The sequence below is a fragment of the Pantoea sp. IMH genome (genome assembly GCF_000599885.1).
GTDB lineage: Bacteria > Pseudomonadota > Gammaproteobacteria > Enterobacterales > Enterobacteriaceae > Erwinia.
In genome coordinates this window covers 23,366-49,346 of sequence record NZ_JFGT01000007.1, presented here as the reverse complement: position 1 = coordinate 49,346, position 25,981 = coordinate 23,366, and the positions used below count along the sequence as shown (strand labels likewise).

Below are 25,981 nucleotides of genomic sequence, written 5' to 3'. Positions count from 1 at the left end.
TTAGTTTATCGGCGATCGTTTTCAATTCCGGCCGTAATAGCATTTTATGGCGCTTGCGTTTGAGAACGAACGGCACAATTTACTCTCGGATGTTTTAAACAGGTAAAGGTAAATATGGGCAAAGCTCTCGTAATAGTTGAGTCCCCGGCAAAAGCCAAAACGATCAATAAATATCTCGGTAATGACTACGTGGTGAAATCCAGCGTTGGTCATATCCGCGATTTGCCGACCAGTGGATCAACGGTTAAAAAGAGCGCTGACTCTACAACCAGTAAAACAACCAAAAAAGTTAAAAAGGATGAGAAGACGGCGCTGGTTAACCGCATGGGCGTCGATCCTTATCACGGCTGGGAAGCGAATTATCAAATCCTGCCGGGTAAAGAAAAGGTCGTTTCAGAACTGAAAGCGCTGGCTGAGAAAGCTGACCACATCTATCTCGCAACCGACCTTGACCGCGAAGGGGAAGCCATTGCCTGGCACCTGCGGGAAGTGATCGGCGGCGATGACTCGCGCTTCAGCCGCGTTGTCTTTAACGAAATTACTAAGAATGCGATTCGCCAGGCTTTTGAAAAGCCGGGCGAACTGAATATCGATAGGGTAAATGCTCAGCAGGCACGGCGCTTTATGGACCGTGTTGTGGGCTATATGGTTTCTCCTCTGTTGTGGAAGAAAATCGCCAGGGGTCTTTCCGCCGGTCGCGTTCAGTCCGTTGCCGTTCGTCTGGTGGTGGAACGCGAGCGTGAAATTAAAGCCTTTGTTCCGGAAGAGTACTGGGAGCTTCACGCCGATCTGAACACCCCGAAAGGCACCGCTCTGCCGATGGAAGTAACGCATCAGCACGATAAGCCTTTCCGTCCGGTCAACGGCGAGCAGACGCAGGCGGCGGTCAGCCTGCTGGAGAAAGCGCGCTATCTGGTAGCCGATCGTGAAGACAAGCCAACCAGCAGCAAGCCGGGTGCACCTTTTATTACCTCCACGCTACAGCAGGCGGCAAGCACCCGTCTTGGCTACGGCGTGAAGAAAACGATGATGATGGCGCAGCGTCTCTACGAGGCTGGCCACATCACTTATATGCGTACCGACTCCACCAACCTGAGCCAGGATGCGGTCAGCATGGTGCGCGGCTATATCGAAGATGAATTCGGCGCTAAGTACCTGCCGAAAGCCGCTAACGTCTATACCAGCAAAGATAACTCGCAGGAAGCGCACGAAGCGATCCGTCCTTCAGACGTGGGCGTGCTGGCCGACCATCTGAAAGATATGGAAGCGGATGCACAGAAGCTCTACCAGCTTATCTGGCGCCAGTTTGTGGCCTGTCAGATGATGCCGGCACAATACGACTCGACCACGCTGACCGTAACGGCGGGCGATTTCAAACTGAAAGCGAAAGGCCGCACCCTGCGTTTTGACGGCTGGACAAAAGTGATGCCGGCGCTGCGCAAGGGCGACGAAGATCGTACGCTGCCGCCGGTTGAAGTGGGCGAAACGCTGACGCTGCAGCAGCTGAAGCCAAGCCAGCACTTTACCAAGCCGCCAGCACGTTTCAGCGAAGCCTCGCTGGTTCGCGAGCTGGAAAAACGCGGAATTGGTCGTCCTTCTACCTATGCGTCCATTATCTCCACCATTCAGGATCGCGGCTACGTCAAAGTGGAAAGCCGTCGCTTTTATGCGGAGAAGATGGGCGAAATCGTCACCGACAGGCTGGAAGCTAACTTCCGTGAGCTGATGAACTACGATTTCACCGCGCATATGGAAAACAGTCTCGATAAGGTGGCCAATAACGAGGCGCAGTGGAAAGGCGTGCTGGATCAGTTCTTTGCCGATTTCAGCCAGCAGCTTGAACAGGCGGATAAGGATCCGGAAGAGGGCGGCATGCAGCCGAACCAGATGGTCCTCACCTCAATCGACTGCCCGACCTGTGGCCGTAAAATGGGCATCCGCACCGCCAGTACCGGCGTTTTCCTCGGCTGTTCCGGCTATGCGCTGCCGCCTAAAGAGCGCTGCAAGCAGACCATTAACCTGATCCCTGAGAATGAAGTCCTGAATATTCTTGAGGGTGAAGATGCGGAAACCAATGCGCTTCGTGCCCGTCGCCGCTGCCAGAAGTGCGGCACGGCAATGGACAGCTATCTGATCGATAATCAGCGTAAGCTTCACGTCTGCGGTAACAACCCAGGCTGTGATGGTTACGAAATCGAACAGGGTGAGTTCCGCATCAAAGGATACGATGGCCCGGTTGTCGAGTGCGAAAAATGTGGTTCTGAAATGCACCTGAAAATGGGGCGTTTTGGCAAGTACATGGCCTGTACCAACGACGAATGCAAAAACACCCGTAAGATCCTGCGTAACGGCGATGTGGCACCACCGAAAGAAGATCCGGTGCCATTGCCGGAACTGCAGTGTGAAAAATCGGATGCGTATTTTGTTCTGCGTGACGGTGCGGCGGGCGTCTTCCTGGCGGCAAACACCTTCCCTAAATCAAGGGAAACACGCGCGCCACTGGTGGAAGAGCTTCAGCGTTTTCGCGATCGTCTGCCTGAAAAGCTCCGTTATCTGGCCGATGCGCCTGTAGCGGATGCCGAAGGCAATAAGTCGGTGGTTCGCTTTAGCCGTAAAACCAAACAGCAGTATGTCAGCACCGAAAAAGAGGGCAAGGCGACGGGCTGGAGCGCGTTCTACGTTGATGGCAAATGGGTTGTGACTGAAAAAAGCAACGCCAAAGCGGAAAAGGCTTCTGCTAAAAAGTAAACACAGGGCCGGCCTTTGCCGGCCCTCACTTTTTCTACCTCCCGTTGACGCTATACATCTTCTTCAACTTTGATATAGTGGTTATAGATATCTCCTTTCTTATTATCTAATTGCATTAGACCGGTAACTTCAGCGCCTCTGGCCTGAAGAGATAACCGGCGTATCGCTCCAACCCCTGGACGGAATGAAAAAATGAAACTGCAGCAGCTGCGCTATATTGTCGAAGTGGTCAATCACAACCTTAATGTCTCCTCAACGGCTGAAGGTCTTTACACCTCTCAGCCCGGCATCAGTAAACAGGTGCGCATGCTGGAAGACGAGTTAGGGATTCAGATTTTTGCCCGAAGCGGTAAACATCTGACGCAGGTGACGCCAGCGGGGCAGGAGATTATCCGCATCGCCCGTGAGGTGCTTTCTAAAGTAGAGGCTATCAAATCGGTGGCGGGTGAACATACCTGGCCCGACAAAGGATCGCTCTATGTCGCCACCACGCATACCCAGGCGCGTTACGCGCTGCCCAGTGTGATTAAGGGGTTTATTGAACGCTATCCCCGCGTCTCGCTGCATATGCATCAGGGGTCGCCAACGCAGATTGCCGAAGCGGTTTCAAAAGGAAATGCAGATTTTGCTATCGCGACGGAAGCCCTGCATCTCTATGATGATTTAGTGATGCTGCCTTGCTATCACTGGAACCGCGCTATCGTTGTTACGGCCGACCATCCGCTGGCCGGAAAAGAAAAAGTGACCATTGAAGAACTTGCAGAATTCCCATTAGTCACCTACACCTTCGGATTTACGGGCCGTTCAGAACTGGACACGGCATTCAACCGTGCGGGGCTGACGCCACGGATAGTCTTTACTGCGACCGATGCGGATGTGATTAAAACCTATGTAAGGTTGGGACTGGGCGTCGGTGTCATTGCCAGTATGGCGGTGGATCCCGTTGCCGACCCTGATCTGGTAAGAATTGAAGCCACGGAAGTATTCAGCAACAGTACAACGAAAATCGGTTTTCGCCGCAGCACCTTCTTGCGCAGCTATATGTATGACTTTATCCAGCGCTTTGCGCCCCATTTAACGCGCGATGTCGTTGATACTGCAGTAAGTTTAAAATCAAATGACGATATTGAAGCGATGTTTAAAGACATCAAATTACCTGCCCGCTAAAACCCACCGCGCTTCTTTCTCCCCCGTCAAGAGCCGCTTTCGCGGCTCTCTAATCATCAGATGGATCTTTTTGTTGTTTTAACGATAAAGCCTTTTGATTATTTTTACGTAAATGAAACATCTATCACATGTTTTTCCATTGTTATTCATTAAATGAGAAACGGTACACATTTTTCATCGGTGCGCTTTGCGGGTTACCAGGATGATTCTCATACTCTAGTTAACGAGGCGCTGAGGAGTGCGGATTCAAAGGAGTCTCAATACGGTCAACAGAAATTATTGGATCTGAACAGGTGCGTTAAGGGGAAGAATTTTCGTTTATCTTTTCTACTGTGATATCAGTTTTATTAATGACAGGCGGTAAAGTTTATCTTCTTTGATAAATACCATTAATCGTTCTGTTGAATAAAAATGACTGGATTTCACTTCGCAAAATGTTTAGGATTCATCCTAATTTCTGATTGGTTCAGACAATCGTTTCTAATGAGAGTGATTATCAAAAACTATGGCTACCAGATTAACAGCACAACATGACTTCGGGCATAAAGCCCTTAAAGTCCAGCGTAACAGCAATCTGAAACGCAAAGCATGGTTAGCCGTGTTCGCCGGCTCAGCGGTGTTCTGGATTGTTGCAGCATTCATGATTTGGCGTATGTGGGGTTAACTATGCAGCTTCAGTCATTAAGTCGTACATCAGAGCAAACCCGTAAGATGAAAGAGACGTACTGCAAGGACAAAGAAACGTCTGAGGTCTCTGTGCCGGATTCATGGAACCTGAATCAACTTCAGCGTAACTTTATCGAATCCATGATGGATAAAACAAATAAGTAATTTAACGCTATAACCAATAACCCGTGCCTATTACCGGGGATATAACTATTAAATAGTGCGTTAAATATTTGCCGCCTGTCAGGGCAGGGTAGCCTGTCGCCCAGCGCGAAATGGCTCAGAAGCTTTATGTTTTTATGTTGTTGTTTCTAAAAGATTTACAATTAAGAACGGTTTATTAATTTAATAAAGGAGAAGGAAAATATGAATTTAACGCAAATGACCTGGTTTAGTACCTGGACCTTCTCTGCATTATTCTGGGCGAGTCTGCTCTGGATGTTTCTGGTAATCAGATAGCCCTGAATCACTCCTCTTAAAGAATTTCGCAAAAAAGCCCTGTGGTTAACAACTCAGGGCTTTTTTGCGTTGCAGCCTTTCCTAAAAGTGCGCATTACACGTTGTTATCAAAACGTTACTTTAAGTTTGTACTATCTTTAAAACAGACCCTGTAATGACTCAGGTTATCTGTTTAAAGAGTCGCATAAAGGAGGAGTGATGTCGTCTACCCTACACCAAATAAGTAAGGATACGCTGGAGGTCAAAGGCCAACGTTACCATTACTACAGTCTTCCCCATGCCGCTGAGCAACTCGGTGATATTTCACGCTTACCCAAATCCCTGAAAGTGCTGCTTGAAAACCTGCTGCGCTGGCAGGATGAGGACTCCGTCACGGCAGAAGATATCTCGGCGCTGGCCGGATGGTTGAAAAACGCCCATGCCGATCGTGAAATCGCCTACCGGCCTGCCCGCGTACTGATGCAGGACTTTACTGGCGTTCCCGCCGTCGTCGACCTGGCCGCGATGCGTGAGGCGGTAAACCGCCTCGGCGGCGACGTGGCGAAAGTGAATCCGCTGTCGCCTGTCGATCTGGTGATAGATCACTCCGTTACGGTGGATAAATTTGGCAATGACGATGCGTTTGAAGAGAACGTTCGTCTTGAAATGGAACGCAACCATGAACGCTATGTTTTCCTGCGCTGGGGCCAGAAAGCGTTCAATAAATTCAGCGTGGTCCCGCCGGGCACGGGGATTTGTCACCAGGTAAACCTCGAATATCTGGGGAAATCTGTCTGGCATGAAACGCGCAATGGTGAAGAAGTCGCTTATCCCGATACCCTGGTCGGCACCGATTCCCATACCACAATGATTAACGCGCTCGGCGTGCTGGGATGGGGCGTTGGCGGTATTGAGGCAGAGGCCGCAATGCTGGGTCAGCCGGTATCCATGTTGATCCCGGACGTTGTTGGCTTCAAATTAAGCGGCAAGCTTAAGCCGGGCATCACCGCAACTGACCTCGTCCTGACCGTCACACAAATGCTGCGTAAGCATGGCGTGGTGGGGAAATTTGTTGAATTTTACGGCGACGGACTGGACGACCTGCCGCTGGCAGATCGCGCAACTATCGCCAATATGGCTCCTGAATATGGTGCCACCTGCGGATTCTTCCCGGTCGATGATGTCACGCTGGGTTACCTGAAACTGACTGGCCGCAGCAGTGAGCAGGTTGCGCTGGTAGAAGCCTACACCAAAGCGCAGGGACTGTGGCGCGATGCCGGTGATGAACCGGTATTCACCAGTTCTCTAGCGCTGGATATGGGAACTGTAGAAGCAAGCCTCGCCGGGCCAAAACGCCCTCAGGATCGCGTTTCGCTGGCGGAAGTGCCGCAGGCGTTTCAGGCCAGCAATGAGCTTGAAGTCAATCAGGCGCAGAAACAGCATAAACCAGTCAGTTATACGGATAGTGAGACGGGGCAGAAGCACGATCTTGAGGATGGTGCCGTGGTGATTTCAGCCATCACTTCCTGTACCAATACGTCGAACGCCAGCATCCTGATGGCTGCCGGTCTGCTGGCGAAAAAAGCGGTAACGCTGGGTCTGCAGCGTAAACCCTGGGTGAAGGCGTCGCTGGCGCCAGGGTCAAAAGTGGTATCAGATTATCTTGCCGCCGCGAGACTTACCCCTTACCTCGATAAACTAGGCTTTAATCTGGTTGGTTACGGCTGCACGACCTGTATCGGTAACTCCGGACCGCTTCCCGATGCGGTTGAAAGCGCGATCAAAGAAGGCGACCTCACCGTGGGCGCTGTGCTTTCCGGTAACCGTAACTTTGAAGGGCGTATCCATCCTTATGTGAAAACTAACTGGCTGGCCTCTCCGCCGCTGGTGGTGGCTTATGCGCTGGCGGGTAACATGAATATTAACCTGGCGACGGATCCGCTTGGCGAAGATAAAACGGGCAAGCCTGTCTATCTCAAAGATATCTGGCCTTCACCTGAAGAGATTGATGAGGCGGTGCAGCTGGTCTCCACGGACATGTTCCATAAAGAATATGCAGAAGTTTTTGAAGGAACGCCTGAGTGGCAGGAGATCAAAGTCAGTGAAGCGGCGACGTATGACTGGGACGAGGGGTCAACCTATATCCGGCTTTCCCCATTCTTTGATGATATGGGTAAAGAGCCTGCGCCGGTGACGGATATCCGGGGCGCAAGAATACTGGCGATACTCGGCGATTCGGTGACCACCGACCATATCTCCCCAGCCGGCAGCATCAAGGCGGAAAGTCCCGCAGGCCGCTATCTTCAGGAGCATGGTGTAGAGCGTGGCGATTTCAACTCTTATGGCTCACGCAGGGGTAACCATGAGGTGATGATGCGCGGCACTTTCGCCAATATCCGTATTCGTAATGAGATGGTGCCGGGCGTGGAAGGGGGGATTACCCGTTTTGTGCCGGGTAATGAGCAGATGGCGATTTACGATGCCGCGATGAAATATCAGCAGCAGGGAACCCCGCTGGCGGTAATTGCCGGGAAAGAATATGGCTCAGGCTCCAGTCGCGACTGGGCGGCTAAAGGCCCGCGCCTGCTGGGTATCCGGGTCGTTATTGCCGAATCCTTTGAACGTATTCACCGCTCAAACCTGATCGGAATGGGCATCCTGCCTCTTGAATTCCCTGATGGCGTAAGCAGAAAAACGCTTCAGTTAACGGGGGATGAACAGATCGATGTGGAAAACCTCGACAGTCTTAAGCCTGGCGGGACGATCAGCGTTACGCTGACGCGTGCGAATGGTGAGAAGGTGACGCTGGAGACGCGGTGTCGCATCGATACCGGTAATGAGCTGACCTATTATCAGAACGATGGCATATTGCATTACGTAATACGAAATATGCTTACCTGAAAAAAAGGGACGGAATTCCGTCCCTTTTTTATTGCTGTTTCTTAATCTTTAGTCAGCAAATGGCCCATTTTAGCCGCCTTGGTATCAAGGTAATGGGCGTTTGCCGGATTACGGCCCACAATCAGCGGAACGCGCTCGACAATATTGATGCCGGCTTCGCTCAGGATCTCAACCTTACGGGGATTGTTAGTCAGCAGACGGACTTCGTTCACACCCAACAGCTTAAACATATCGGCACAAAGCGTGAAGTCCCGCTCATCGGCAGCAAAACCCAGCTGATGATTGGCTTCAACCGTATCATAACCCTTATCCTGTAGTGCATAGGCGCGGATTTTATTCAGCAGGCCGATATTACGTCCTTCCTGACGATGATAGAGCAGCACCCCCCGGCCTTCTTCGGCGATATGATTCAGCGCGGCCTCAAGCTGAAAACCACAGTCACATCGCAGGCTGAACAGCGCATCACCGGTCAGGCACTCTGAATGCACGCGCGCCAGCACGGCTTCGCTGTTGGTGATGTCGCCATAAACCAGCGCAACGTGATCCTGTCCGGTTGCCAGTTCTTCAAAACCGACCATAAGGAAATCGCCCCATGGCGTCGGCAGTTTGGCTTCTGCCACCTTCTTAAGCTGCATGTGATTCTCCAGAATCTTAAGATGTTGCGCTATCATCATGGTAGCGCGCTGTCAGCTTACTGACATGTCATGCCGCCTATTTTGCCACAATCAATCCTGCGACGGTAAGCGAGATAGTGTGATTGCTCTAATAGCGCACAATTATCACCTTCTGCGCCAGTATGTTATTATTTTTGGTCAACAATTCTTTGGATCAGGTCAGCAGGCCAGAACCGGTGTTAAGGTCAACTATGTTAGATATTATGAAACGCACCACGCTGGGCACGCTGTTACTACTGATTATGCCGGTTGGCGTATGGCTCTCTGGCTGGCAGTGGCATCCTGTGGAAATGGGAGCAGGCTATAAAGCGCTGTTCTGGGTAACTGAAACCGTCACCCGGCCCTGGGGAATAGTGACCAGTGTGCTTTTCTGCGGCTGGTTTCTCTGGTGCCTGCGTTTCCGCATAAAACCCGCCCTCATCCTGTTGCTGATCGTTACCGCCGCACTGCTGACCGGCCAATACAGTAAAAGTTATATCAAAGAGCAGGTGCAGGAGCCGCGCCCCTATGTACTCTGGCTTGAGAAGACTCAGGGGCTGAATCCGCAGCTTTTTTACGGCCAGGATCGCGAGCTTCGTAGTCAACAGGTGGTGAAGAGGATAAAAAATGAAGCGCTGCTTCCCCAATGGTTAAAAGATCACTGGGCCTTCGAAACGGGCTTCGCGTTTCCTTCCGGCCATACTATGTTTGCCGCAAGCTGGGCGCTGCTGGGCATTGGCTTGCTCTGGCCCCGCCGGCGCATGGTCACGGTCGTTTTCCTGATCGTCTGGGCGACCGGCGTGATGGTGAGTCGTCTGGTGCTGGGAATGCACTGGCCGCGGGATTTGGTCACTTCAACCCTGATAAGCTGGCTGCTGGTGACGCTCGCCACCTGGCTGGTACAGCGCTTTGCTGGCCCGCTGACCGTGCCGCCGGTCGAGCATCAGGAGATAGAAGCTCGCGAACGCGAGAATTGAGTTTCGGGCTTTTGCCCCCATAACAGTGATGCAGCGAAAGTCTGTTTCCCGCGTCCAGCCTCGCGCTGATGTTTGGCAAGCAACCGGGCATTTTTTTTGGCATAATTCATCTGGTAATCATCAGACTATGGGACGGACTGTGAAATATTTGCTGATTTTCTTACTTGTCTTAGCGATCTTTATTATCTCTGTGACGCTTGGGGCACATAACGATCAGATAGTCACTTTCAACTATCTCCTCGCGCAGGGGCAATTTCGGATTTCAACGCTGCTGGCATCGCTGTTTGCCGCTGGTTTTGTCCTGGGGTGGGCTATTTGCGGACTGTTCTGGCTTCGCCTGCGGGTTTCGCTGGCGCACTCTCAACGTAAACTGAAACGTCTCCAGCAGCAGCTGGGGCAGGCAGAGCAACCAGTGACAACGTCACCTGTGCCTGCTATTAAGGAATAATTACTCATGCTGGAATTGCTGTTTCTGTTACTCCCCGTCGCCGCCGCCTACGGCTGGTATATGGGACGCAGAAGTGCGCAACAGAACAAGCAACAGGAAGCCAGTCGCCTTTCACGGGATTATGTCGCTGGCGTCAACTTCCTGCTTTCCAATCAGCAGGATAAAGCGGTCGATCTTTTTCTCGATATGCTGAAAGAGGACAGTGGTACCGTCGAGGCTCACCTGACACTGGGTAACCTTTTCCGCTCCAGAGGCGAAGTGGACCGCGCTATCCGCATTCACCAGGCGCTGATGGAAAGTGCCTCTCTCACCTACGATCAGCGTCTCCTGGCCGTACAGCAGCTCGGCCGCGACTATATGGCGGCTGGCTTTTACGATCGTGCCGAAGAGATGTTTGCCCAACTGGTGGATGAAACCGATTTCCGCGTCGGCGCGCTTCAGCAGCTACTGATTATCCATCAGGCGACCAGCGACTGGCCAAAGGCAATAGAAGTGGCGGAACGGCTGGTCAAGCTTGGTAAAGATAAGCAGCGGATGGAAATCGCGCACTTCTATTGTGAGCTGGCGCTACAGGCAATGGGCAGCGATGATCTGGATCGGGCGATGGGGCTGCTTAAAAAAGCCGAATCGGCCGATCGGCAAAGTGCCAGGGTATCGATCATGATGGGGCGCATTTTTATGGCGAACCGTGAATATGCGAAGGCCGTTGAGCAGTTAAAACGCGTGCTGGAGCAGGATAAAGAGCTGGTCAGCGAAACGCTGGAAATGCTGGAAACCTGCTACCGGGAGCTTAATCAGCCCGAGGCTTGGGCTGACTATCTTAAACGCTGCGTGGAAGAGAATACGGGCGCGGTGGCAGAGCTTTATCTTTCTGAGGTCATTGAGCATGAAGAGGGCGGGGAAGTCGCGCAACTCTACATCAACCGGCAGCTGCAACGCCATCCTACGATGCGGGTGTTTCATCGCCTGATGGATTTTCACCTGCATGAAGCTGAAGATGGCAGAGCGAAAGAGAGCCTGATGGTTCTGCGCGACATGGTAGGCGAGCAGATCCGCACTAAACCACGCTACCGCTGTCACAAATGCGGCTTCACCGCACATGCTCTTTACTGGCACTGTCCATCCTGCCGTGCCTGGTCATCGGTAAAACCGATCCGCGGCCTTGATGGCCAGTAACGATATTCCGCTACAGAGACTGGGTGCACAAAATAATGTTGCCCTTCTCAAGCGATCTTTTTTTAGTTACAACATACTAATTAATTTCAGAACATCACAATACCTGAGACATCGGTGTTTGGTTCAGTCTGACAGTGAATAACGGAGAAAAGTCAGAGGGGTACCTGTGATTTTTTGCCTCTCACAGGTAGAATGCTTGCCGTTTATCACCTGCGCCGGCCGGTGCATCACTTTCAGGGGCTTATCATGCATTCACCTCAGGTAACAGATTCACCGATTCTGCTGGCGTTAGATTACGCTGACCTTCACAGCGCCATGACCTTTGTTGACGGTATTGATCCTGCCAGCTGCCGCCTGAAAGTGGGCAAAGAGATGTTCACCTTATTTGGTCCACAGCTGGTGCGCGATCTGCAAAACCGGGGTTTTGACGTTTTTCTCGATTTGAAATTTCACGACATCCCTAATACCACCGCTCATGCCGTTGCGGCGGCAGCCGATCTGGGCGTCTGGATGGTTAACGTTCACGCCAGCGGGGGAGCGCGCATGATGACGGCGGCGCGGGAAGCACTACTGCCGTTCGGTAAAGATGCGCCGCTGTTAATTGCCGTCACGGTATTAACCAGCATGGATGCAGAGGATCTGAAAGGGCTGGGTATCAATGTTTCTCCGGCCGATCATGCTGAGCGTCTGGCGCGTCTCACGCATCAATGTGGTCTGGATGGTGTGGTCTGTTCGGCGCATGAGGCAGTACGGTTAAAACAGGCACTGGGCCAGGAATTCAAGTTAGTCACGCCAGGGATCCGTCCTGCAGGCAGCGATGCGGGCGATCAGCGCCGCATTATGACGCCGCAACAGGCACGACTGGCTGGCGTGGACTATATGGTAATAGGCCGGCCAGTGACGCAATCTGCTGACCCGGCAGCGACACTGGCGTCCATTCTGACATCGTTACAGGAGGCGTAATGGCTGATAACAATAGCAGGTTAGTCTATTCAACAGATTCAGGACGTATCGACCAGCCAGAAGCGGTGGTGCAGCGTCCGAAAGGGGATGGCATTGTTCGCATTCAGCGCCAGACCAGCGGCAGAAAAGGGAAGGGGGTCTGCCTGATCACCGGTCTCGATCTGAGCGATGCCGAACTGGAAAAACTGGCTGCAGAGCTTAAAAAGAAGTGTGGCTGCGGCGGTGCGGTGAAAGCGGGAGTGATTGAAATTCAGGGCGATAAGCGTGACCTGATCAAAACGCTTCTGGAAGCAAAAGGGCTTAAAGTTAAACTGGCCGGTGGCTGAAATGACAAAGCCGCGACGTATCGCGGCCTTGAATTCGGGCGTAATAGTATTCAGAACAACGCGTTTACCGGTCGATCTGATGGCCGATAATGCCGCCTACCGCGGCGCCGCCAACGGTGCCGAGCCCGCTACCGTTCGTTAACACTGAACCACCGATTGCGCCTGCGCCGGCACCTATTGCCGTATTGCGATCGCGTTTAGACCAGTTTGAACAGGCGCTAAGTGAAAGAACCAGAGTGGTGGCCAACAGGCCTGCTGTGATGCGTTTTGCAGTCAAAGACATAATTATTTCTCCTTAATTTTACTGCGTTAAATCTTCCATTTCAGTATAGCTGCTTACCGCATTTCTCAACTGGAATCCGCGGATATTTAGCGGGTTATTTCACCAGTGAGCCATGGGACCCGGCCGATAGCGACAGCTCAGCCGTAAGATACTCTGTTCTGTAGGCCTTTTCTATACTCACTCTTGTCTCCGGGCGAGCCTGCGATCTGAACAGTAAGGAGAGAAGTCCCGGTTATTTTATTGATTACGCGTAAAGGAAGCCTCGTCCCTCAGGACGATAAAATCGCCATCACCCGCTCAACTTCAATGCTGTAGCCATTTCCTGCCGCGCATCCAGCGAAAAGCTCCATACTCCAAATCCGCCATAGCGCTGAAAATAGCAAAAAGAACGCACGGAGATATGTGATGTTAGAACAACTCAAACAGCAGGTGCTGGAAGCCAATCTTGCGCTTCCTCAGCATGGCCTGGTCGTTTTTACCTGGGGCAATGTCAGTGCTGTCGATCGTAGCGCCGGCCTGATGGTTATCAAACCCTCCGGTGTCAGCTATCCCGCGATGCAGCGTGACGATATGGTGGTGGTTGATATCGCAACGGGTAAGGTTGTTGAAGGTAGCAAACGCCCCTCATCTGATACGGAAACTCATCGGGCGCTTTATCTTGCCTGGCCTGAGATTGGCAGTATTGTGCATACTCATTCCCGCCATGCCACCATCTGGGCCCAGGCGGGAAAATCGCTCCCCGCCTGGGGTACCACTCATGCTGATGATTTTTACGGTGCGATACCCTGTACACGGCAAATGCGCCCTGAAGAGATCGAGAGTCGCTATGAATGGGAAACTGGACAGGTCATCATTGAAACCTTCCGTGAGCAAGGCCTGGATCCGGTGGCGATCCCTGCCGTATTAATTAATTCGCATGGCCCATTTTGCTGGGGGAAAACACCAGAAGCAGCAGTGCATTCGGCCGTCGTGCTGGAAGAGGTGGCTTACATGGGCATCTACAGCCAGTTGTTAACGCCTTCACTCCCTGCAATCCAGCAACCTCTGCTCGACTGTCACTATCTACGTAAACACGGCAGTAATGCCTGGTATGGACAAAAATAGCCATTAACGCAGCCCAGCGACTTCATTTTTAACCTTCTTTTGTCCCGGATTATCCTTTCAATGTTATTTTTTCCCAGCCGCAGGGCTGGGAATAGTCCTCTCTGTTTTGTCTTAAAAATCAAAAGCTCGTTTAGAGATTTGACGCTCTGCATTACGCTGGGGTCGCGCTGATGCGCACCCACAAACAGAGGATAAGACTATGACAGTAATTAATCAGACTACCTGCAGGCTGTTCACCGAAGCTGGACAAACCACTCAGCTTTCAGCCTATTATGAAGAAGGGCGAAGGACCATGTGGATGATGCTGAGGGCGCAACCGCGGCCCAGTTTCAATCATGAACTCATTGAGGAGATCATGAACCTGAGCTACGCCGCGCAGCGCGCCGGTATCGCTATCGATTTTTGGGTAACGGGGTCGCTGGTCCCTTCGATGTTCAACGCAGGCGGCGATTTGCGCTTCTTCGTGGAATCTATCAAGAATGGACGACGTGAGGCGCTGAGGGCCTATGCCCGGGCATGCGTGGACTGCATTCATGCCGCAGCCAGAGGGTTTGATACGGGGGCAGTCAGTATCGCCATGATTGAGGGAAGTGCGCTGGGGGGCGGTTTTGAGGCCGCGCTGGCGCATCACTTTATTCTGGCGCAGAACACCGCAAGAATGGGCTTTCCGGAAATTGCTTTCAACCTTTTCCCGGGTATGGGGGGCTACTCTCTGGTCGCCCGGCGTGCCGGCATGAAGCTGGCGGAGGAGCTGATCTGCGAAGGCGAATCGCATACGGCAGAGTGGTTTGAGACCCGGGGGCTGGTCGATAAGCTATTCCAGCCTGGTGAAGGCTATCAGGCCACACGCACCTTTATTGATGTGATGCGGCCTAAGCTGAACGGCGTCAGGGCGATGCTGAAAGCGCGTCAGCGCGTGCTGCAACTGACGCGGGCGGAACTGATGGACATTACCGAGGACTGGGTCGATTTCGCCTTTACCATTGAGCCGAAGGATATCGCCTATATGGAACGCCTGGTTCAGCTGCAAAACCGGCATAGTGCCCAGATACTGCGTAAAGTTGGATAATTACTGACTGGCAGGACGCCGCGTAAGCCAGTGCTCGAGCTCGTCGGCGGGCATTGGCTTCGCGTAAAGATAACCCTGACGGATATCCACGCCGTTCGCCATCACAAACGCTTCCTCCTCCACCGTTTCAATGCCTTCAGCGATCACGCTTAAATCCAGCGCTCTGGCGACGGCAACTATCGCTTTCACCAGCGACTGGGAAACAGGCTGATCGTTAACGTCACGGACAAAACTCTGATCAAGCTTAATTGTATCGACCGGCATCCGGGCAAGCTGCGAAAGGGAAGAGTAGCCGGTGCCAAAATCATCCAGATGCACTTCCGCGCCCAGCGCCTTGAACTGCGCCATCAGCGATAAGGCTTTCTCTTCGTTCTCAATCAGACAACTTTCGGTCAGCTCAATATCGATCGGGCTTTCCGTCAGTCCGGTCGCATCCAGCGCCTGCTTCAGATCGGCGTAGATACTCTGATCGACAAGCTGCCTTGGCGAAACGTTGACTGCCACGCGGAGGAAAATCCCTTTTTCCCGCCAACGCATAATCTGCTCAAGCGCCGTCAGCATCACCCATCGTCCAAGAGGGACAATCAGACCTGACTCTTCGGCATAGGAGATAAAACTGCCGGGCGGAACCAGACCTCGCTCCGGTGAAAGCCAGCGAACCAGCGCTTCCACGCTGGACACTTTGCCTGTGGCGTCCAGTTTGGGCTGATAATGGATAATCAGCTGCTGCTGGTCCAGCGCTTTACGAAGATTGGTGTCCAGCCAGAGGTATTCAAACACGCGCTTATTCATCTCGGCGCTGAATACGCAGAATTTTCCGCGCCCACTCTCTTTGGCGGTATACATGGCGGTATCCGCGTTGCGGATCAGACTTTCACGATCTTCACCATGCTGTGGGCTGACGGCAATACCGATCGAACAGCCGGAATAGACCTCAATCAGTCCGATGCGGAAAGGATCTTTCAGGCGGGTCAGGATGCGGGTGGCCATCGCTTCCAGCGCAGCCTGGCTGGTGTCGGTTGCCAGCACGATAAACTCATCGCCACCCAGGCGGGCAAGGATCTGCTCTTTCTCCAGACAGCTTAAAATCGCCAGCGAAACGGCCTGAAGCAGCTGGTCGCCAAACATATGACCATAGGCGTCGTTAACTTTTTTGAAATTATCCAGGTCGAGATAGACGATGCCGGTCTGATGCTCCTGGCCGCGCTCCAGCGCCGTTGCGATTTCCTGATTAATGGCGTGGCGGTTGGGCAGGCCGGTGATACTGTCGGTATTGGCGAGCAGCCTCAGCCGCTCCTGCGCGCGGCGTTCTTCAGTAATGTCGGTGCCCGAACAGATGAGATAGATCTCATTTCTGCCGCTGCCACTGTGCACAAATTTATTGCGGAACAGGAAGAGGCGCTGTCCCTTTTGGGTTTTTATCCAGCGCTCAACTTCGTAAGAACTGCCGTCACGGAAAAAGCCGCTGATATTCCGGCGCGACGCCGTCGCCTCCTTGCGGGTCATAAAAAGCTGGAAAACGTTGCGGCCAATGACCTCCTGCTCGTTCAGGCCGGTGTACTCCTCGCACATACGATTGAAACGCTGAATATTGCCGCGCTGATCGAGAATCACGATAACGGAGTTGGCCTCGGAGACGACCTGCTCAGCAAAAGAGAGGCCCAGCACCAGATCGCGGGCAACGGCGGCGGTGTCTCCCCAGGCTGAAGCACTGCCGGCCCATTCAGACTGGTTAACTTTCCTGCCGACCAGATGCATGGCCAGCTCTTCACCATAAAAAGAGAGGGTCAAATTAATGCTGGACGTGATTACCGTCATGCTACGCAGCAAATTTGCCTGCGCGGGGGTAAGCGGCACGGCAATATGTGTACTGGATGTTTCATCTTCAGCGAAATGCAGTGCATCACTGTCGGAGGTTAAGCGCCAATGAGGGCTGGACGTACCAAACCAGGTATATAGTCGCGATTGCCCTTGTTCATCGGTCATCAGTCGTATCCTCGGAAAATCTTAAGCGGGCTGTATCTTCTTATTTTACCAACGATATTCGGCAAGGAGATGAATCACAAGTTATCTGATGAATATATTTTTCTGACCAGCGGTTTTCTGCGGCGTTAAAACGCCCCGATCGGACGATCGGGGGCGCGGATTAACAGGGGCATTTACCCAATTTGCCCGCCTGGCTCGGGAAGCGGGCATCCAGGCAGTAACGATGAAACTCTTTTTCAGTCATGGGCTTAGTGCCAGGGTGTTGTTGATGCATATGGCGAAGATAGGTACCGTAATCCTGCACGCCCACCATCAGACGGAAGCTTTGCGCCAGTCGTGACATTAGTAGCCTTAACGTTAGACGGGCTGGAGCGGCAACCGTATCCTTCGCGGGCACACAGCGATGAATCGTTAGTGGACTCACTAATTGTCGGGCGAAAATGGCGTCAGACATGGCGAACCTCTTTTCTCAGGACGGGATCGGTTTCGTGTACGGTCGGCGTCGGGCTGGCAAGCGCACGGCGGATCACAAAGAAGGCGGAAATCAGCATAGTGACCGCGACAAGCATAAAAAACGCACAGAGCGCGGCGTTAATCTGATTACTGAAAACAATAGTCTGCATATCCGCCACGGTTTTAGCGGGCGCGATGATAATGCCGTCTTCGATGCCTTTGGAAAACCGGTTGGCCTGTGCGAGGAAGCCAATGTTCGCTTTCTCATGGAAGATTTTCTGCCAGCCAGCGGTCATCGATGTGATGAAAAGCCAGACCGTCGGTAAAATCGTCACCCAGGCATAGCGCTGCTTTTTCATTTTGAACAGCACAACGGTACCCAGGATCAGCGCCATTGACGCGAGCATCTGATTGCCGATACCAAACAGCGGCCAGAGGGTGTTAATCCCGCCCAGCGGATCGATGACGCCCTGATAGACGAAAAAGCCCCAGCCGGCAACGGCCACGGTTGTGCCTGCCATATTCCCCAGCCATGAGCGGTTATTCGCCAGTGATGGCACAACCGTACCGGCGAGATCCTGCACCATAAAACGGCAGGCGCGGGTGCCCGCATCCACGGCGGTAAGAATAAACAGCGCCTCAAACAGGATCGCGAAGTGATACCAGAAGGCCATCATTGCGCGGCTGTTAAATACCTCAGTAATAATATGTGCCATCCCGACAGCGAAGGTTGGGGCACCCCCCGCACGTGAGAGGATAGAACCTTCACCCACATCCCGGGCCACGGCAGCGAGCATTTCAGGCGTAACGACAAAGCCCCAGCTATTGATCGCCTGTGAGGCGCTCTCCACGGTGGTGCCGATCAGCGCCGCCGGAGAGTTCATGGCGAAGTAGACGCCCGGATCGATGACCGAGGCGCAGATCAGGGCCATGATGGCGACGAATGACTCCATCAGCATGGCGCCGTAGCCGATAAAACGGATATGGCTTTCCCGTTCCACCAGCTTCGGCGTAGTGCCGCTTGAAACCAGTGCGTGAAAGCCGGAGATGGCACCACAGGCGATAGTAATAAACAGGAAAGGAAAGAGGCTGCCGGAAAAGACCGGGCCACTGCCGTCGATGAATTTGGTCACGGCGGGCATTTTCATTTCCGGCATGGCAAAGACAATGCCGACAGCCAGGCCGATAATAACGCCGATTTTCAGGAAGGTGGAAAGGTAATCGCGCGGTGCGAGCAGCAGCCAGACGGGCAGCACCGAGGCGATAAACCCATAGATAACCAGCACCCAGGTCAGCGTAGTCCCTTTAAGGGTAAAAAAAGGCCCCCAGTAAGGATGCTGGGCAATATCGCCACCGTAAACGATCGCGGCCATCATCAGCACGAACCCGATCAGCGATACTTCAGCAATTTTGCCTGGCCGGATAAAGCGCATATAAACGCCCATAAAAAGGGCAATCGGAATGGTAGCGGCAATGGTAAAGAGTCCCCACGGGCTGTCTGCCAGGGCTTTCACCACCACCAGCGCCAGCGCCGAAAGGATAATGATCATTACGCCCAGCGCGCCGAGCATGGTGACCACGCCCGCAAAGGCGCCCAGCTCCTGCTTCGCCATTTCCCCGAGGGAACGTCCATCCCGGCGGGTAGAGATAAACAGAATCAGAAAATCCTGCACGGCGCCCGCCAGCATAACGCCAATCAGGATCCAGATGGTGCCGGGAAGGAAGCCCATTTGCGCCGCCAGAATAGGGCCAACCAGCGGGCCTGCGCCAGCGATTGCGGCAAAGTGATGGCCGAACAGCACCCATTTATTGGTCGGCACGTAGTCCAGACCATCATTTTTTCGCTCGGCAGGGGTTTTACGGCGATCGTCCAGTTCAAAGATGTCCCGGGCGATAAACAAACTGTAGAAGCGGTAGGCAATGCTGTAGCAGGCCACCGAGGCGATAACCAGCCACATCGCGTTGACATGTTCGCCGCGGCTTAAGGCCAGCATGGCGAACGCGCCCGCGCCCGCCAGCGCCACTGCTGACCAGACAACACCGGTTTTGACGTTTCTCATCCATTACTCCTTCCATGTTTATTAAGCGATCTGCTCACGAATTAAAAGTAATGTAATTGTTTGTTTATGAAAGTTACCGAAGGAAGAAATGTGAAGGTGAAGGGGTTTTAGCGGTGAAGAAGTAAAGCAAAGAGGGCGATGAAAACAGGGGGTAAGAGAATTAATTCAATCTTATCAATAATGACAAACGTACGCCGGGCATGAAGAGGAACGGGGAGTAAAGTGTCCCGCGCCATTGAGGACGCGGGACAAAGCTTTTTGCCTCTTGACTGGCAGGCCTTGCGGGTACCAGCACGCTGTCAGTCACCCTCAAAGGTGGGATAGTATTTATCCCCCCTTACGGGATACTCAGGCAGCCGGACGGGCCACGACGCTGCGGTTTTCCATACGCACTTCAGCGATAGTCACCTCAATCACATCGGTTACGCGGTAAGCCACCTCGCCTTTGATCTGCACGGTGCCATTTTCCTGGCTGCAGACCAGTTCATCACGCACGGCATGAATGAAAGGGGCGGGGATAAAGGCTACCGCGCCGTTAGCCGTCAGGCGCACGCGCATACCGCCACGGGAGACGTCGATGATCTCCGCGCTGAAACGTTCACCGGTGCCCGCTGACTTCTGCAGAAAGCGGGAGTAGAGCCAGTCCCCCACGTCTCGCTCTGCCATACGGTTCTGACGACGGCGCTCACCCATTTTCACCGTAACCTCATCCTGAGGCGGCGTTGCGGTTTCGCCTTTAACCATCGCCTTGAGCAGGCGATGGTTAATCATATCGCCGTACTTACGGATAGGTGATGTCCAGGTAGCGTAAGCCTCCAGTCCAAGACCAAAATGCGGGCCTGGCAGGGTGCTGACCTCAGCAAACGACTGAAAACGACGGATGCGGCTGTCGAGGAACTGCGTCGGCTGGGCGTCAAGCTCGCGACGCAGCGTACGGAAGCCATCCAGCGTGGCGATCGCCAGCGGATCGACTTTGACGCCGTGATTGTCAAGCACCGCAGCGGCCTGTTCGGCACCGGCAGCATCAAAGCCCAGATGAATGTTATAGATCCCGAAGCCCAGCTTATCGCGCAGCACGGTGGCGGCACAGATATTGGCGGTAATCATCGCTTCTTCGACAATGCGGTTGGCGATGCGGCGATGCTCGGCAACGATGTCCAGCACTTCGCCTTTCTCACCCAGCATAAAGCGGAAGTCAGGACGGTCCTTAAACACCAGCGCATGGGCCTGCCGCCATTCGGCACGTGCCAGGCAGAGGCGATGCAATAACTGGATCTGGTTAGCAATGGCATCACTTGGCGGCTGCCATTCGCCCAGCTTTTCCAGCCAGTCGGAAACGTTGTCATAGGCCAGCTTGGCTTTTGACTCAATCCACGCGGCAAAGAACTGAATATCGTCGCCCAGCGTGCCGTCAACGGCAACGCGAACACGACAGGCCAGCACCGGACGACGTTCGTTGGGACGCAGTGAGCAGATATCGTCCGAGAGCTGGCGCGGCAGCATCGGAATGTTAAAGCCGGGCAGATAGTTGGTGAAGGCGCGTTCGGCCGCGATGGCGTCCAGTTCGCTGCCGGCTGCCACATAGGCCGTCGGATCGGCAATGGCGATCGTCAGCAGCAGATCGCCTTCAGGCGTTTCAGCCACGTGCAGCGCATCATCCATATCTTCGGTGCTGGCGCTGTCAATGGTGACAAACTCCAGCGCGGTCAAATCTTCCCGCTCAAGCTGTTCGTCCAGCATGTCGCCGGTGACGGCTTCTGGCGCTTCACGCTCAAGATTATGACGGGAAAGGGTGACCCACCATGGCGCAAGATGATCGTCCGCCGTGGTAATAAATTCGGTGAGTTCCGCGTAAAAAGTGCGATCGCCTTTCAGCGGATGGCGGCGCATTTCGGCCACGGCCCAGTCGCCATGCTGAAAATCATGCTTAACGCTGCGCTCGGCGCGGCACTGGATGGCATCTTTAAGCAGGGGATGATCCGGTACGATAGAGAGTCGGTCATCTTTGCGCTGTACCCGGCCAACAAAACGCGTCAGGAAGGGTTCAACCAGCTTTTCAGGATCGGCAATTTCACGATCCTTATCGGTTTGCAGCACCGCGACTATACGATCGCCATGCATCACTTTCTTCATGAAAGGTGGGGGAATAAAGTAGCTCTTCTGAGCATCGGCCTCAAGAAAGCCGAAGCCTTTTTCGGTCCCTTTGACGACCCCTTCAACACGCGGCGTCTGGGAGTGGAGTTTCTCTTTGAGCTGCGCGAGCAGCGGGTTATCCTGGAACATAATCTCAACAGTTTTCGTGGCCTAAGAGCGGCAGACAGTTTTACGCGATTAACCGTCCCGCGGCAAGTAAAAAGCCGGGAAACCCGGCTTTGAATGCAACGAAACGGCCTCAGGATCAGGCGATGCGCAGGCCGGATTTCGCCGGGGAAAGGCTGATTTTTACCGGCACCGATTTAGAGGTCGGCGTGCCGCTTCCGTCGCCAAAGCTGGAAAGGGGAACCAGCGGGTTGGTTTCAGGATAGTAGGCAGCCAGGTTCCCTTTCGGAATATTATAAGGCACCAGTTTGAAGCCGCTGACCCGACGGGTAATGCCGTCGTTCCACAACGTTTCGATATCCACTTCATCTCCGGCGGAAAGCCCCTGTGCGGCCATATCATCCGGGTGAATAAAGAGCACTTCGCGCTGACCATAAACGCCGCGGTAGCGATCGTCCAGACCGTAAATGGTGGTGTTGTACTGATCGTGTGAACGCAGGGTTTGCAGCGTAAAAGGCACTTCAACATCAAGCTGAGGGAACAGCGACGCCGGCAGGCTGCCAGAGCTGAACTGCGCTTTATTGTTTGGCGTATTGAAACGGAATTCCGCCGCGGCGTTACCGAGATAGAATCCGCCTTTAACTTCACACTTCGCGTTGAAATCACTGAAGCCTGGGATCGTCGCAGCAATATGATCGCGGATTTTGTTGTAGTCGCCGGCAAGTGCCAGCCAGTCAACTTTCCCGCTTCCCAGCACGGCATGGGCAATGCTGGCCACAATTGACGTTTCAGAACGCTGCGTCTCAGCCAGCGGTTTACCGATGCCTTCGGAAGCGTGCACCATGCTGAAAGAGTCTTCCACAGTAATAAACTGAGGGCCGCTTGCCTGAATATCCTGCTCGGTACGGCCAATGGTTGGCAGGATCAGCGCATCTTCAGCGCCAGGACAGAGGTGGCTACGGTTAAGCTTGGTCGAGATCTGCACGGTCAGGCCGCAGCGGCGCAGCGCTTCTTCAGTACGCGGGCTGTCCGGCGCAGCGGCGGCAAGGTTGCCACCCAGCGCGATCAGCACCTTCACTTCGCCTCTCAGCATCGCTTCCAGTGCTTCAACGGTATTGTGACCGATGTTGCGCGGCGGCTCGAAGTCAAAATGGGCGGCCATGCTGTCGAGAAACGCCTGAGAAGGCTTTTCATCGATGCCCATGGTACGGTTACCCTGTACGTTACTGTGTCCACGCACAGGGCAGAGGCCAGCGCCTTTTTTGCCCAGCTGACCAAACAGCAGCTGAAGATTGACGATTTCACGTACGGTATCGACGGAATGCTTATGCTGAGTGATGCCCATAGCCCAGGTGCAGATAACCCGCTCTGCGCTCTGGTAAATAGCTGCCGCTTCGCGGATCTGCTGTTCACTCAGGCCTGACTGCTTCTCAATATGCGACCACTCAGTGGCGTCGACGGCGGCCAGGTAAGCTTCCATCCCTTCCGTTTTGGCATTGATAAACACTTCATCAAACAGGCCTTTTTCGCCTGCGGCCACGCGGGCACGGTGTGTCTCCGCCAGCGCTTTTACCATTCCGCGCACGGCCGCCATATCACCGCCCAGGTTCGGCTGATAATAGGTTGAGCTGATGGTGCCGGCCTTGCTGGTGACCACTTCCAGCGGTTTTTGCGGATCGGCAAACCGCTCCAGGCCGCGCTCACGCAGCGTATTGAAGGTGACAATTCTTGCGCCGTGATCGGCAGCATGGCGCAGGCTGTGCAGCATACGCGGGTGATTCGTGCCCGGGTTCTGGCCGAAAACGAAAATGGCATCGGCATGATCGAAGTCATCAAGGCGAATGGTGCCTTTGCCCACGCCGATACTGCGCTTAAGGCCAGAGCCGCTCGCTTCATGACACATATTGGAGCAGTCAGGGAAGTTGTTGCTGCCGTTCATACGGCCAAACAGCTGATAAAGCCATGACGCTTCGTTGCTGGCGCGGCCAGAGGTATAAAGCTCCATCTGATCGGGATTATCCATCGCCTTAATGTGGCGGGCGATCAGCGCGAAAGCGTCGTCCCAGCTAATTGGCTCATAGCGGTCGGTGCTGCGGTTGTAACGTAGCGGCTCGGTCAGGCGCCCCTGATATTCAAGGAAATAGTCGCTCTGCTGATAGAGGGCTGAAACGGTGTGCTGCGCGAAAAAGCTGGCGTCGACGAAGCGGCGGGTCGCTTCCCAGGTGACCGCTTTAGCGCCGTTCTCACAGAAACTGAAGGTGCTTTTGTTGTCATCGCCCCAGGCGCAACCCGGGCAGTCAAACCCTTTTGCTTTATTCATGCGCATCAGGTTGCGCATATTTTTCAGAACTTGTTTGCTGTCGAAGACGAAACGGGTCGTCGCTTCAAGCGATCCCCAGCCGCCGGCCGCCGCCTCATAGGGCTTAATTGCAGTTTTAAATTTCATATTACTTCGCAGGTTTAATTTATGTTTTTGGTTTGTTAAGAAATCATTTCTTATTTTGTGAGATTAGTCTGCAAGCAGGTAAAAAAATTGTCTAATTGATTGGTTTAATGGTGCGATAGCTGCGGTTTATCGCTAAAGCGTGATCTCCCTCATAGAACCTGACCCATAAAACGGTTTTTACCATCCTGCCCCGCAGTGCTGACCAATAATTAGGCTTTCGTTCTGTTAACGAGGGGCCTATGAAAGAATTTGCCAGCAAAGTCCACGCCTTTGGCAAAGCGCTGATGATGCCGATTTCGGTCATTGCCGCCGCCGGGATATTTCTGGGGGTGGCGGCTGCCATGCAAAACCCCGCCATTACCGGCGAGGCCTTTGCCCGGCTCGAAGTGCCGCAACTGATTATCGGCTTCATTCGTAAAGTTGCCGGCGCACTTTTTGCCAACCTGCCGGTCTTTTTTGCCGTCGCCAGCGCCATCGGGCTGGCAAAGGCGGAAAAACCGACCGCGGCGTTTGCCTCAGTGATTGGTTTTATCGCCATGCATGTGGGCGTCAGCGCCACGCTGGGCGCACAGGGGCTGACCGCCGCGACCACCACACCGGAAGCGCTTCAGGCGCAGGGGATGGCCCAGACGGAAGCCATGATGACTTCGGCTGAATATATCGAGATGCTGGGGATTTTCACCTATAACATGAGCGTGCTTGGCGGGGTTATTGCCGGTCTGCTAACGGTGGCGATCCATAACCGTTTCTACACCACCCAGCTCCCCACGGCGATTAGCTTTTTCGGTGGCAGGCGTCTGGTGCCTATTATCACCGTGCTGATCCTGCCGCTGGTGGGTGTATTGCTGGCGATGATTTGGCCTACCATTGGCGCAGGCATTGCGTGGGTGGGCGAACTGATTGGCAAAAGCGGGCAGTATGGCGCATTCCTTTACGGGACCAGCGAAAGGCTACTTATTCCGACGGGACTGCATCATATTCTGAATGAAACCGTCCGCTTTACGCCAATAGGCGGCATCGCCACCGTGGATAACCAGACTATCGTCGGTGCGCTGAATATTTTTAATACGGCGCTGACGCATCCCGGATCGGTGCCGGATGAGATCGTACGTAATGCCACCCAGTTCCTTGCACAGGGCAAAATCCCGGTGATGATGTTTGGCCTGCCCGCAGCGGCGCTGGCGATGTATCATTGCGCCAGGCCCGCGCATAAACAGCGCGTTAAGGCTTTGGTGCTGGCTGGCGCGCTGACCTCCTTTACCACGGGGATCACCGAGCCGCTGGAGTTCTGCTTTATTTTTGTCTCACCCGTGCTCTACCTCTTCCACGCGCTGCTGAGCGGCCTCTCTTTTATGCTGATGTCGCTTATGCATCTGATGATCGGCAACGTGCAGGGTGGCGCTATCGACCTGATCGTTTTCGGCATCCTTGGCGGCAGTAAAACTCAGTGGTGGTGGAGTATCCTGCTCGGCCTGATCTATATTCCTGTCTATTACTACGGCTTCCGTTTTGTCATTACCCGGATGCGCGTGGAGACGCCCGGCAGGGAGTCGGAAGAGGTTGAAAAAGAGGCCACCACCGTGCCGGTGGATCAGCGGACCCAGGTCATCATCAGCGGCCTGGGCGGGCAGGGCAATATAGAGGACGTCGATTGCTGCTTTACCCGGCTTCGCGTGCGGGTGAAAGAGATGAAAGAGGTGGTCGATCAGACGCTCATGACAACCGGGGCGAACGGCGTTAACCGCGTCAGCGATCACGATGTTCAGGTTATATATGGTCCACAGGTGGAAAAGATCGCCAATGAAGTGAAAACAGCACTGGGCATTGCCTGAATCCTGCCGATAACCGTTCGGGTGAC

General features: G+C 53.7%; 19 protein-coding genes. 12 read left to right on the top strand and 7 right to left on the bottom strand.

Translation table 11 applies throughout. The features are described 5' to 3' along the window. Positions 1-114 precede the first annotated feature (114 nt). The 4 genes from topA to acnA all read left to right on the top strand — a co-directional run bounded on the left by topA (position 115) and on the right by acnA (position 7,920). On the top strand, positions 115-2,748 hold the full coding sequence (gene topA / locus EA20_RS0118225) for a type I DNA topoisomerase (protein WP_024968195.1): 2,634 nt from the start codon (positions 115-117) through the stop codon (positions 2,746-2,748). A 192-nt stretch (positions 2,749-2,940) separates the two neighbouring features. Further along, positions 2,941-3,915, top strand: a complete 975-nt coding sequence (gene cysB / locus EA20_RS0118220; protein ID WP_024968194.1) for an HTH-type transcriptional regulator CysB — start codon at positions 2,941-2,943, stop codon at positions 3,913-3,915. Between the two features lie 505 nt (positions 3,916-4,420). Next, positions 4,421-4,579, top strand: coding sequence for a YmiA family putative membrane protein (locus EA20_RS20475; protein WP_071995453.1), 159 nt, complete (start codon positions 4,421-4,423; stop codon positions 4,577-4,579). Between the two features lie 659 nt (positions 4,580-5,238). Continuing rightward, complete coding sequence (gene acnA / locus EA20_RS0118205; RefSeq protein ID WP_024968193.1) at positions 5,239-7,920, top strand: aconitate hydratase AcnA; 2,682 nt, start codon at positions 5,239-5,241, stop codon at positions 7,918-7,920. Positions 7,921-7,961: 41 nt separating this feature from the next. On the opposite strand, the gene ribA is transcribed toward acnA, so the two are convergent. Beyond that, positions 7,962-8,555 (bottom strand): GTP cyclohydrolase II, encoded by a 594-nt coding sequence (ribA, locus tag EA20_RS0118200; RefSeq protein WP_024968192.1) that lies wholly within the window; start codon positions 8,553-8,555, stop codon positions 7,962-7,964. 230 nt (positions 8,556-8,785) lie between these two features. On the opposite strand from ribA, the gene pgpB reads away from it, so the two are divergent. From pgpB to yciH, 5 genes are all read left to right on the top strand, one after another. Beyond that, complete coding sequence (gene pgpB / locus EA20_RS0118195) at positions 8,786-9,550, top strand: phosphatidylglycerophosphatase B (RefSeq protein WP_024968191.1); 765 nt, start codon at positions 8,786-8,788, stop codon at positions 9,548-9,550. Positions 9,551-9,689: 139 nt separating this feature from the next. Continuing rightward, positions 9,690-9,998 carry a LapA family protein gene (locus tag EA20_RS0118190; protein ID WP_024968190.1) on the top strand — a complete coding sequence of 103 codons (309 nt, stop codon included), beginning with the start codon at positions 9,690-9,692 and terminating at the stop codon, positions 9,996-9,998. 6 nt (positions 9,999-10,004) lie between these two features. Further along, entirely contained in the window at positions 10,005-11,174 is a 1,170-nt protein-coding gene (lapB, locus tag EA20_RS0118185; protein ID WP_024968189.1) for a lipopolysaccharide assembly protein LapB, read from the top strand. A gap of 246 nt (positions 11,175-11,420) precedes the next feature. After that, positions 11,421-12,137 carry an orotidine-5'-phosphate decarboxylase gene (gene pyrF / locus EA20_RS0118180; RefSeq protein ID WP_024968188.1) on the top strand — a complete coding sequence of 239 codons (717 nt, stop codon included), beginning with the start codon at positions 11,421-11,423 and terminating at the stop codon, positions 12,135-12,137. Then, positions 12,137-12,463, top strand: coding sequence for a stress response translation initiation inhibitor YciH (gene yciH, locus EA20_RS0118175; RefSeq protein WP_024968187.1), 327 nt, complete (start codon positions 12,137-12,139; stop codon positions 12,461-12,463). Before pyrF ends, yciH begins: the two co-directional genes overlap by 1 nt. A 64-nt stretch (positions 12,464-12,527) precedes the next feature. Here the strand turns inward: yciH and osmB are convergent, their stop codons facing one another. Then, positions 12,528-12,746, bottom strand: a complete 219-nt coding sequence (gene osmB, locus EA20_RS0118170; RefSeq protein WP_024968186.1) for an osmotically-inducible lipoprotein OsmB — start codon at positions 12,744-12,746, stop codon at positions 12,528-12,530. A gap of 405 nt (positions 12,747-13,151) precedes the next feature. Between osmB and EA20_RS0118165 the strand changes: the two genes are divergently transcribed. Next, positions 13,152-13,850, top strand: a complete 699-nt coding sequence (locus tag EA20_RS0118165; protein ID WP_024968185.1) for an L-ribulose-5-phosphate 4-epimerase — start codon at positions 13,152-13,154, stop codon at positions 13,848-13,850. Between the two features lie 199 nt (positions 13,851-14,049). After that, on the top strand, positions 14,050-14,919 hold the full coding sequence (locus EA20_RS0118160; protein ID WP_024968184.1) for a crotonase/enoyl-CoA hydratase family protein: 870 nt from the start codon (positions 14,050-14,052) through the stop codon (positions 14,917-14,919). Here the strand turns inward: EA20_RS0118160 and pdeR are convergent, their stop codons facing one another. The 5 genes from pdeR to EA20_RS0118135 all read right to left on the bottom strand — a co-directional run bounded on the left by pdeR (position 14,920) and on the right by EA20_RS0118135 (position 24,123). After that, positions 14,920-16,905 (bottom strand): cyclic di-GMP phosphodiesterase, encoded by a 1,986-nt coding sequence (pdeR, locus tag EA20_RS0118155; protein WP_024968183.1) that lies wholly within the window; start codon positions 16,903-16,905, stop codon positions 14,920-14,922. 160 nt (positions 16,906-17,065) lie between these two features. After that, on the bottom strand, positions 17,066-17,359 hold the full coding sequence (locus tag EA20_RS20470) for a YbdD/YjiX family protein (RefSeq protein WP_071995452.1): 294 nt from the start codon (positions 17,357-17,359) through the stop codon (positions 17,066-17,068). Further along, the gene (locus tag EA20_RS0118145; protein WP_024968182.1) at positions 17,352-19,418 is read right to left on the bottom strand and encodes a carbon starvation CstA family protein; all 2,067 of its coding nucleotides are present in this window, start codon (positions 19,416-19,418) and stop codon (positions 17,352-17,354) included. Before EA20_RS0118145 ends, EA20_RS20470 begins: the two co-directional genes overlap by 8 nt. A 348-nt stretch (positions 19,419-19,766) precedes the next feature. Next, entirely contained in the window at positions 19,767-21,701 is a 1,935-nt protein-coding gene (locus tag EA20_RS0118140; protein WP_024968181.1) for an exoribonuclease II, read from the bottom strand. 115 nt (positions 21,702-21,816) lie between these two features. Beyond that, entirely contained in the window at positions 21,817-24,123 is a 2,307-nt protein-coding gene (locus EA20_RS0118135; RefSeq protein WP_024968180.1) for an FdhF/YdeP family oxidoreductase, read from the bottom strand. Between the two features lie 239 nt (positions 24,124-24,362). Between EA20_RS0118135 and EA20_RS0118130 the strand changes: the two genes are divergently transcribed. Then, entirely contained in the window at positions 24,363-25,955 is a 1,593-nt protein-coding gene (locus EA20_RS0118130; RefSeq protein WP_024968179.1) for a PTS transporter subunit EIIC, read from the top strand. The last annotated feature ends 26 nt before the right edge of the window (positions 25,956-25,981 follow it).

Excerpts from the sequence above, each read along its gene's own strand:
- EA20_RS20475 (WP_071995453.1), top strand. The coding sequence starts at position 4,421 with ATGGCTACCAGATTAACAGCACAACATGACTTCGGGCATAAAGCCCTT.
- acnA (WP_024968193.1), top strand. The coding sequence starts at position 5,239 with ATGTCGTCTACCCTACACCAAATAAGTAAGGATACGCTGGAGGTCAAA.
- lapB (WP_024968189.1), top strand. The coding sequence starts at position 10,005 with ATGCTGGAATTGCTGTTTCTGTTACTCCCCGTCGCCGCCGCCTACGGC.
- EA20_RS0118135 (WP_024968180.1), bottom strand. The coding sequence starts at position 24,123 with ATGAAATTTAAAACTGCAATTAAGCCCTATGAGGCGGCGGCCGGCGGC.
- EA20_RS0118140 (WP_024968181.1), bottom strand. The coding sequence starts at position 21,701 with ATGTTCCAGGATAACCCGCTGCTCGCGCAGCTCAAAGAGAAACTCCAC.
- EA20_RS20470 (WP_071995452.1), bottom strand. The coding sequence starts at position 17,359 with ATGTCTGACGCCATTTTCGCCCGACAATTAGTGAGTCCACTAACGATT.
- osmB (WP_024968186.1), bottom strand. The coding sequence starts at position 12,746 with ATGTCTTTGACTGCAAAACGCATCACAGCAGGCCTGTTGGCCACCACT.
- EA20_RS0118165 (WP_024968185.1), top strand. The coding sequence starts at position 13,152 with ATGTTAGAACAACTCAAACAGCAGGTGCTGGAAGCCAATCTTGCGCTT.
- EA20_RS0118160 (WP_024968184.1), top strand. The coding sequence starts at position 14,050 with ATGACAGTAATTAATCAGACTACCTGCAGGCTGTTCACCGAAGCTGGA.
- ribA (WP_024968192.1), bottom strand. The coding sequence starts at position 8,555 with ATGCAGCTTAAGAAGGTGGCAGAAGCCAAACTGCCGACGCCATGGGGC.
- EA20_RS0118130 (WP_024968179.1), top strand. The coding sequence starts at position 24,363 with ATGAAAGAATTTGCCAGCAAAGTCCACGCCTTTGGCAAAGCGCTGATG.
- pdeR (WP_024968183.1), bottom strand. The coding sequence starts at position 16,905 with ATGACCGATGAACAAGGGCAATCGCGACTATATACCTGGTTTGGTACG.
- cysB (WP_024968194.1), top strand. The coding sequence starts at position 2,941 with ATGAAACTGCAGCAGCTGCGCTATATTGTCGAAGTGGTCAATCACAAC.
- yciH (WP_024968187.1), top strand. The coding sequence starts at position 12,137 with ATGGCTGATAACAATAGCAGGTTAGTCTATTCAACAGATTCAGGACGT.
- pgpB (WP_024968191.1), top strand. The coding sequence starts at position 8,786 with ATGTTAGATATTATGAAACGCACCACGCTGGGCACGCTGTTACTACTG.
- pyrF (WP_024968188.1), top strand. The coding sequence starts at position 11,421 with ATGCATTCACCTCAGGTAACAGATTCACCGATTCTGCTGGCGTTAGAT.
- EA20_RS0118145 (WP_024968182.1), bottom strand. The coding sequence starts at position 19,418 with ATGAGAAACGTCAAAACCGGTGTTGTCTGGTCAGCAGTGGCGCTGGCG.
- topA (WP_024968195.1), top strand. The coding sequence starts at position 115 with ATGGGCAAAGCTCTCGTAATAGTTGAGTCCCCGGCAAAAGCCAAAACG.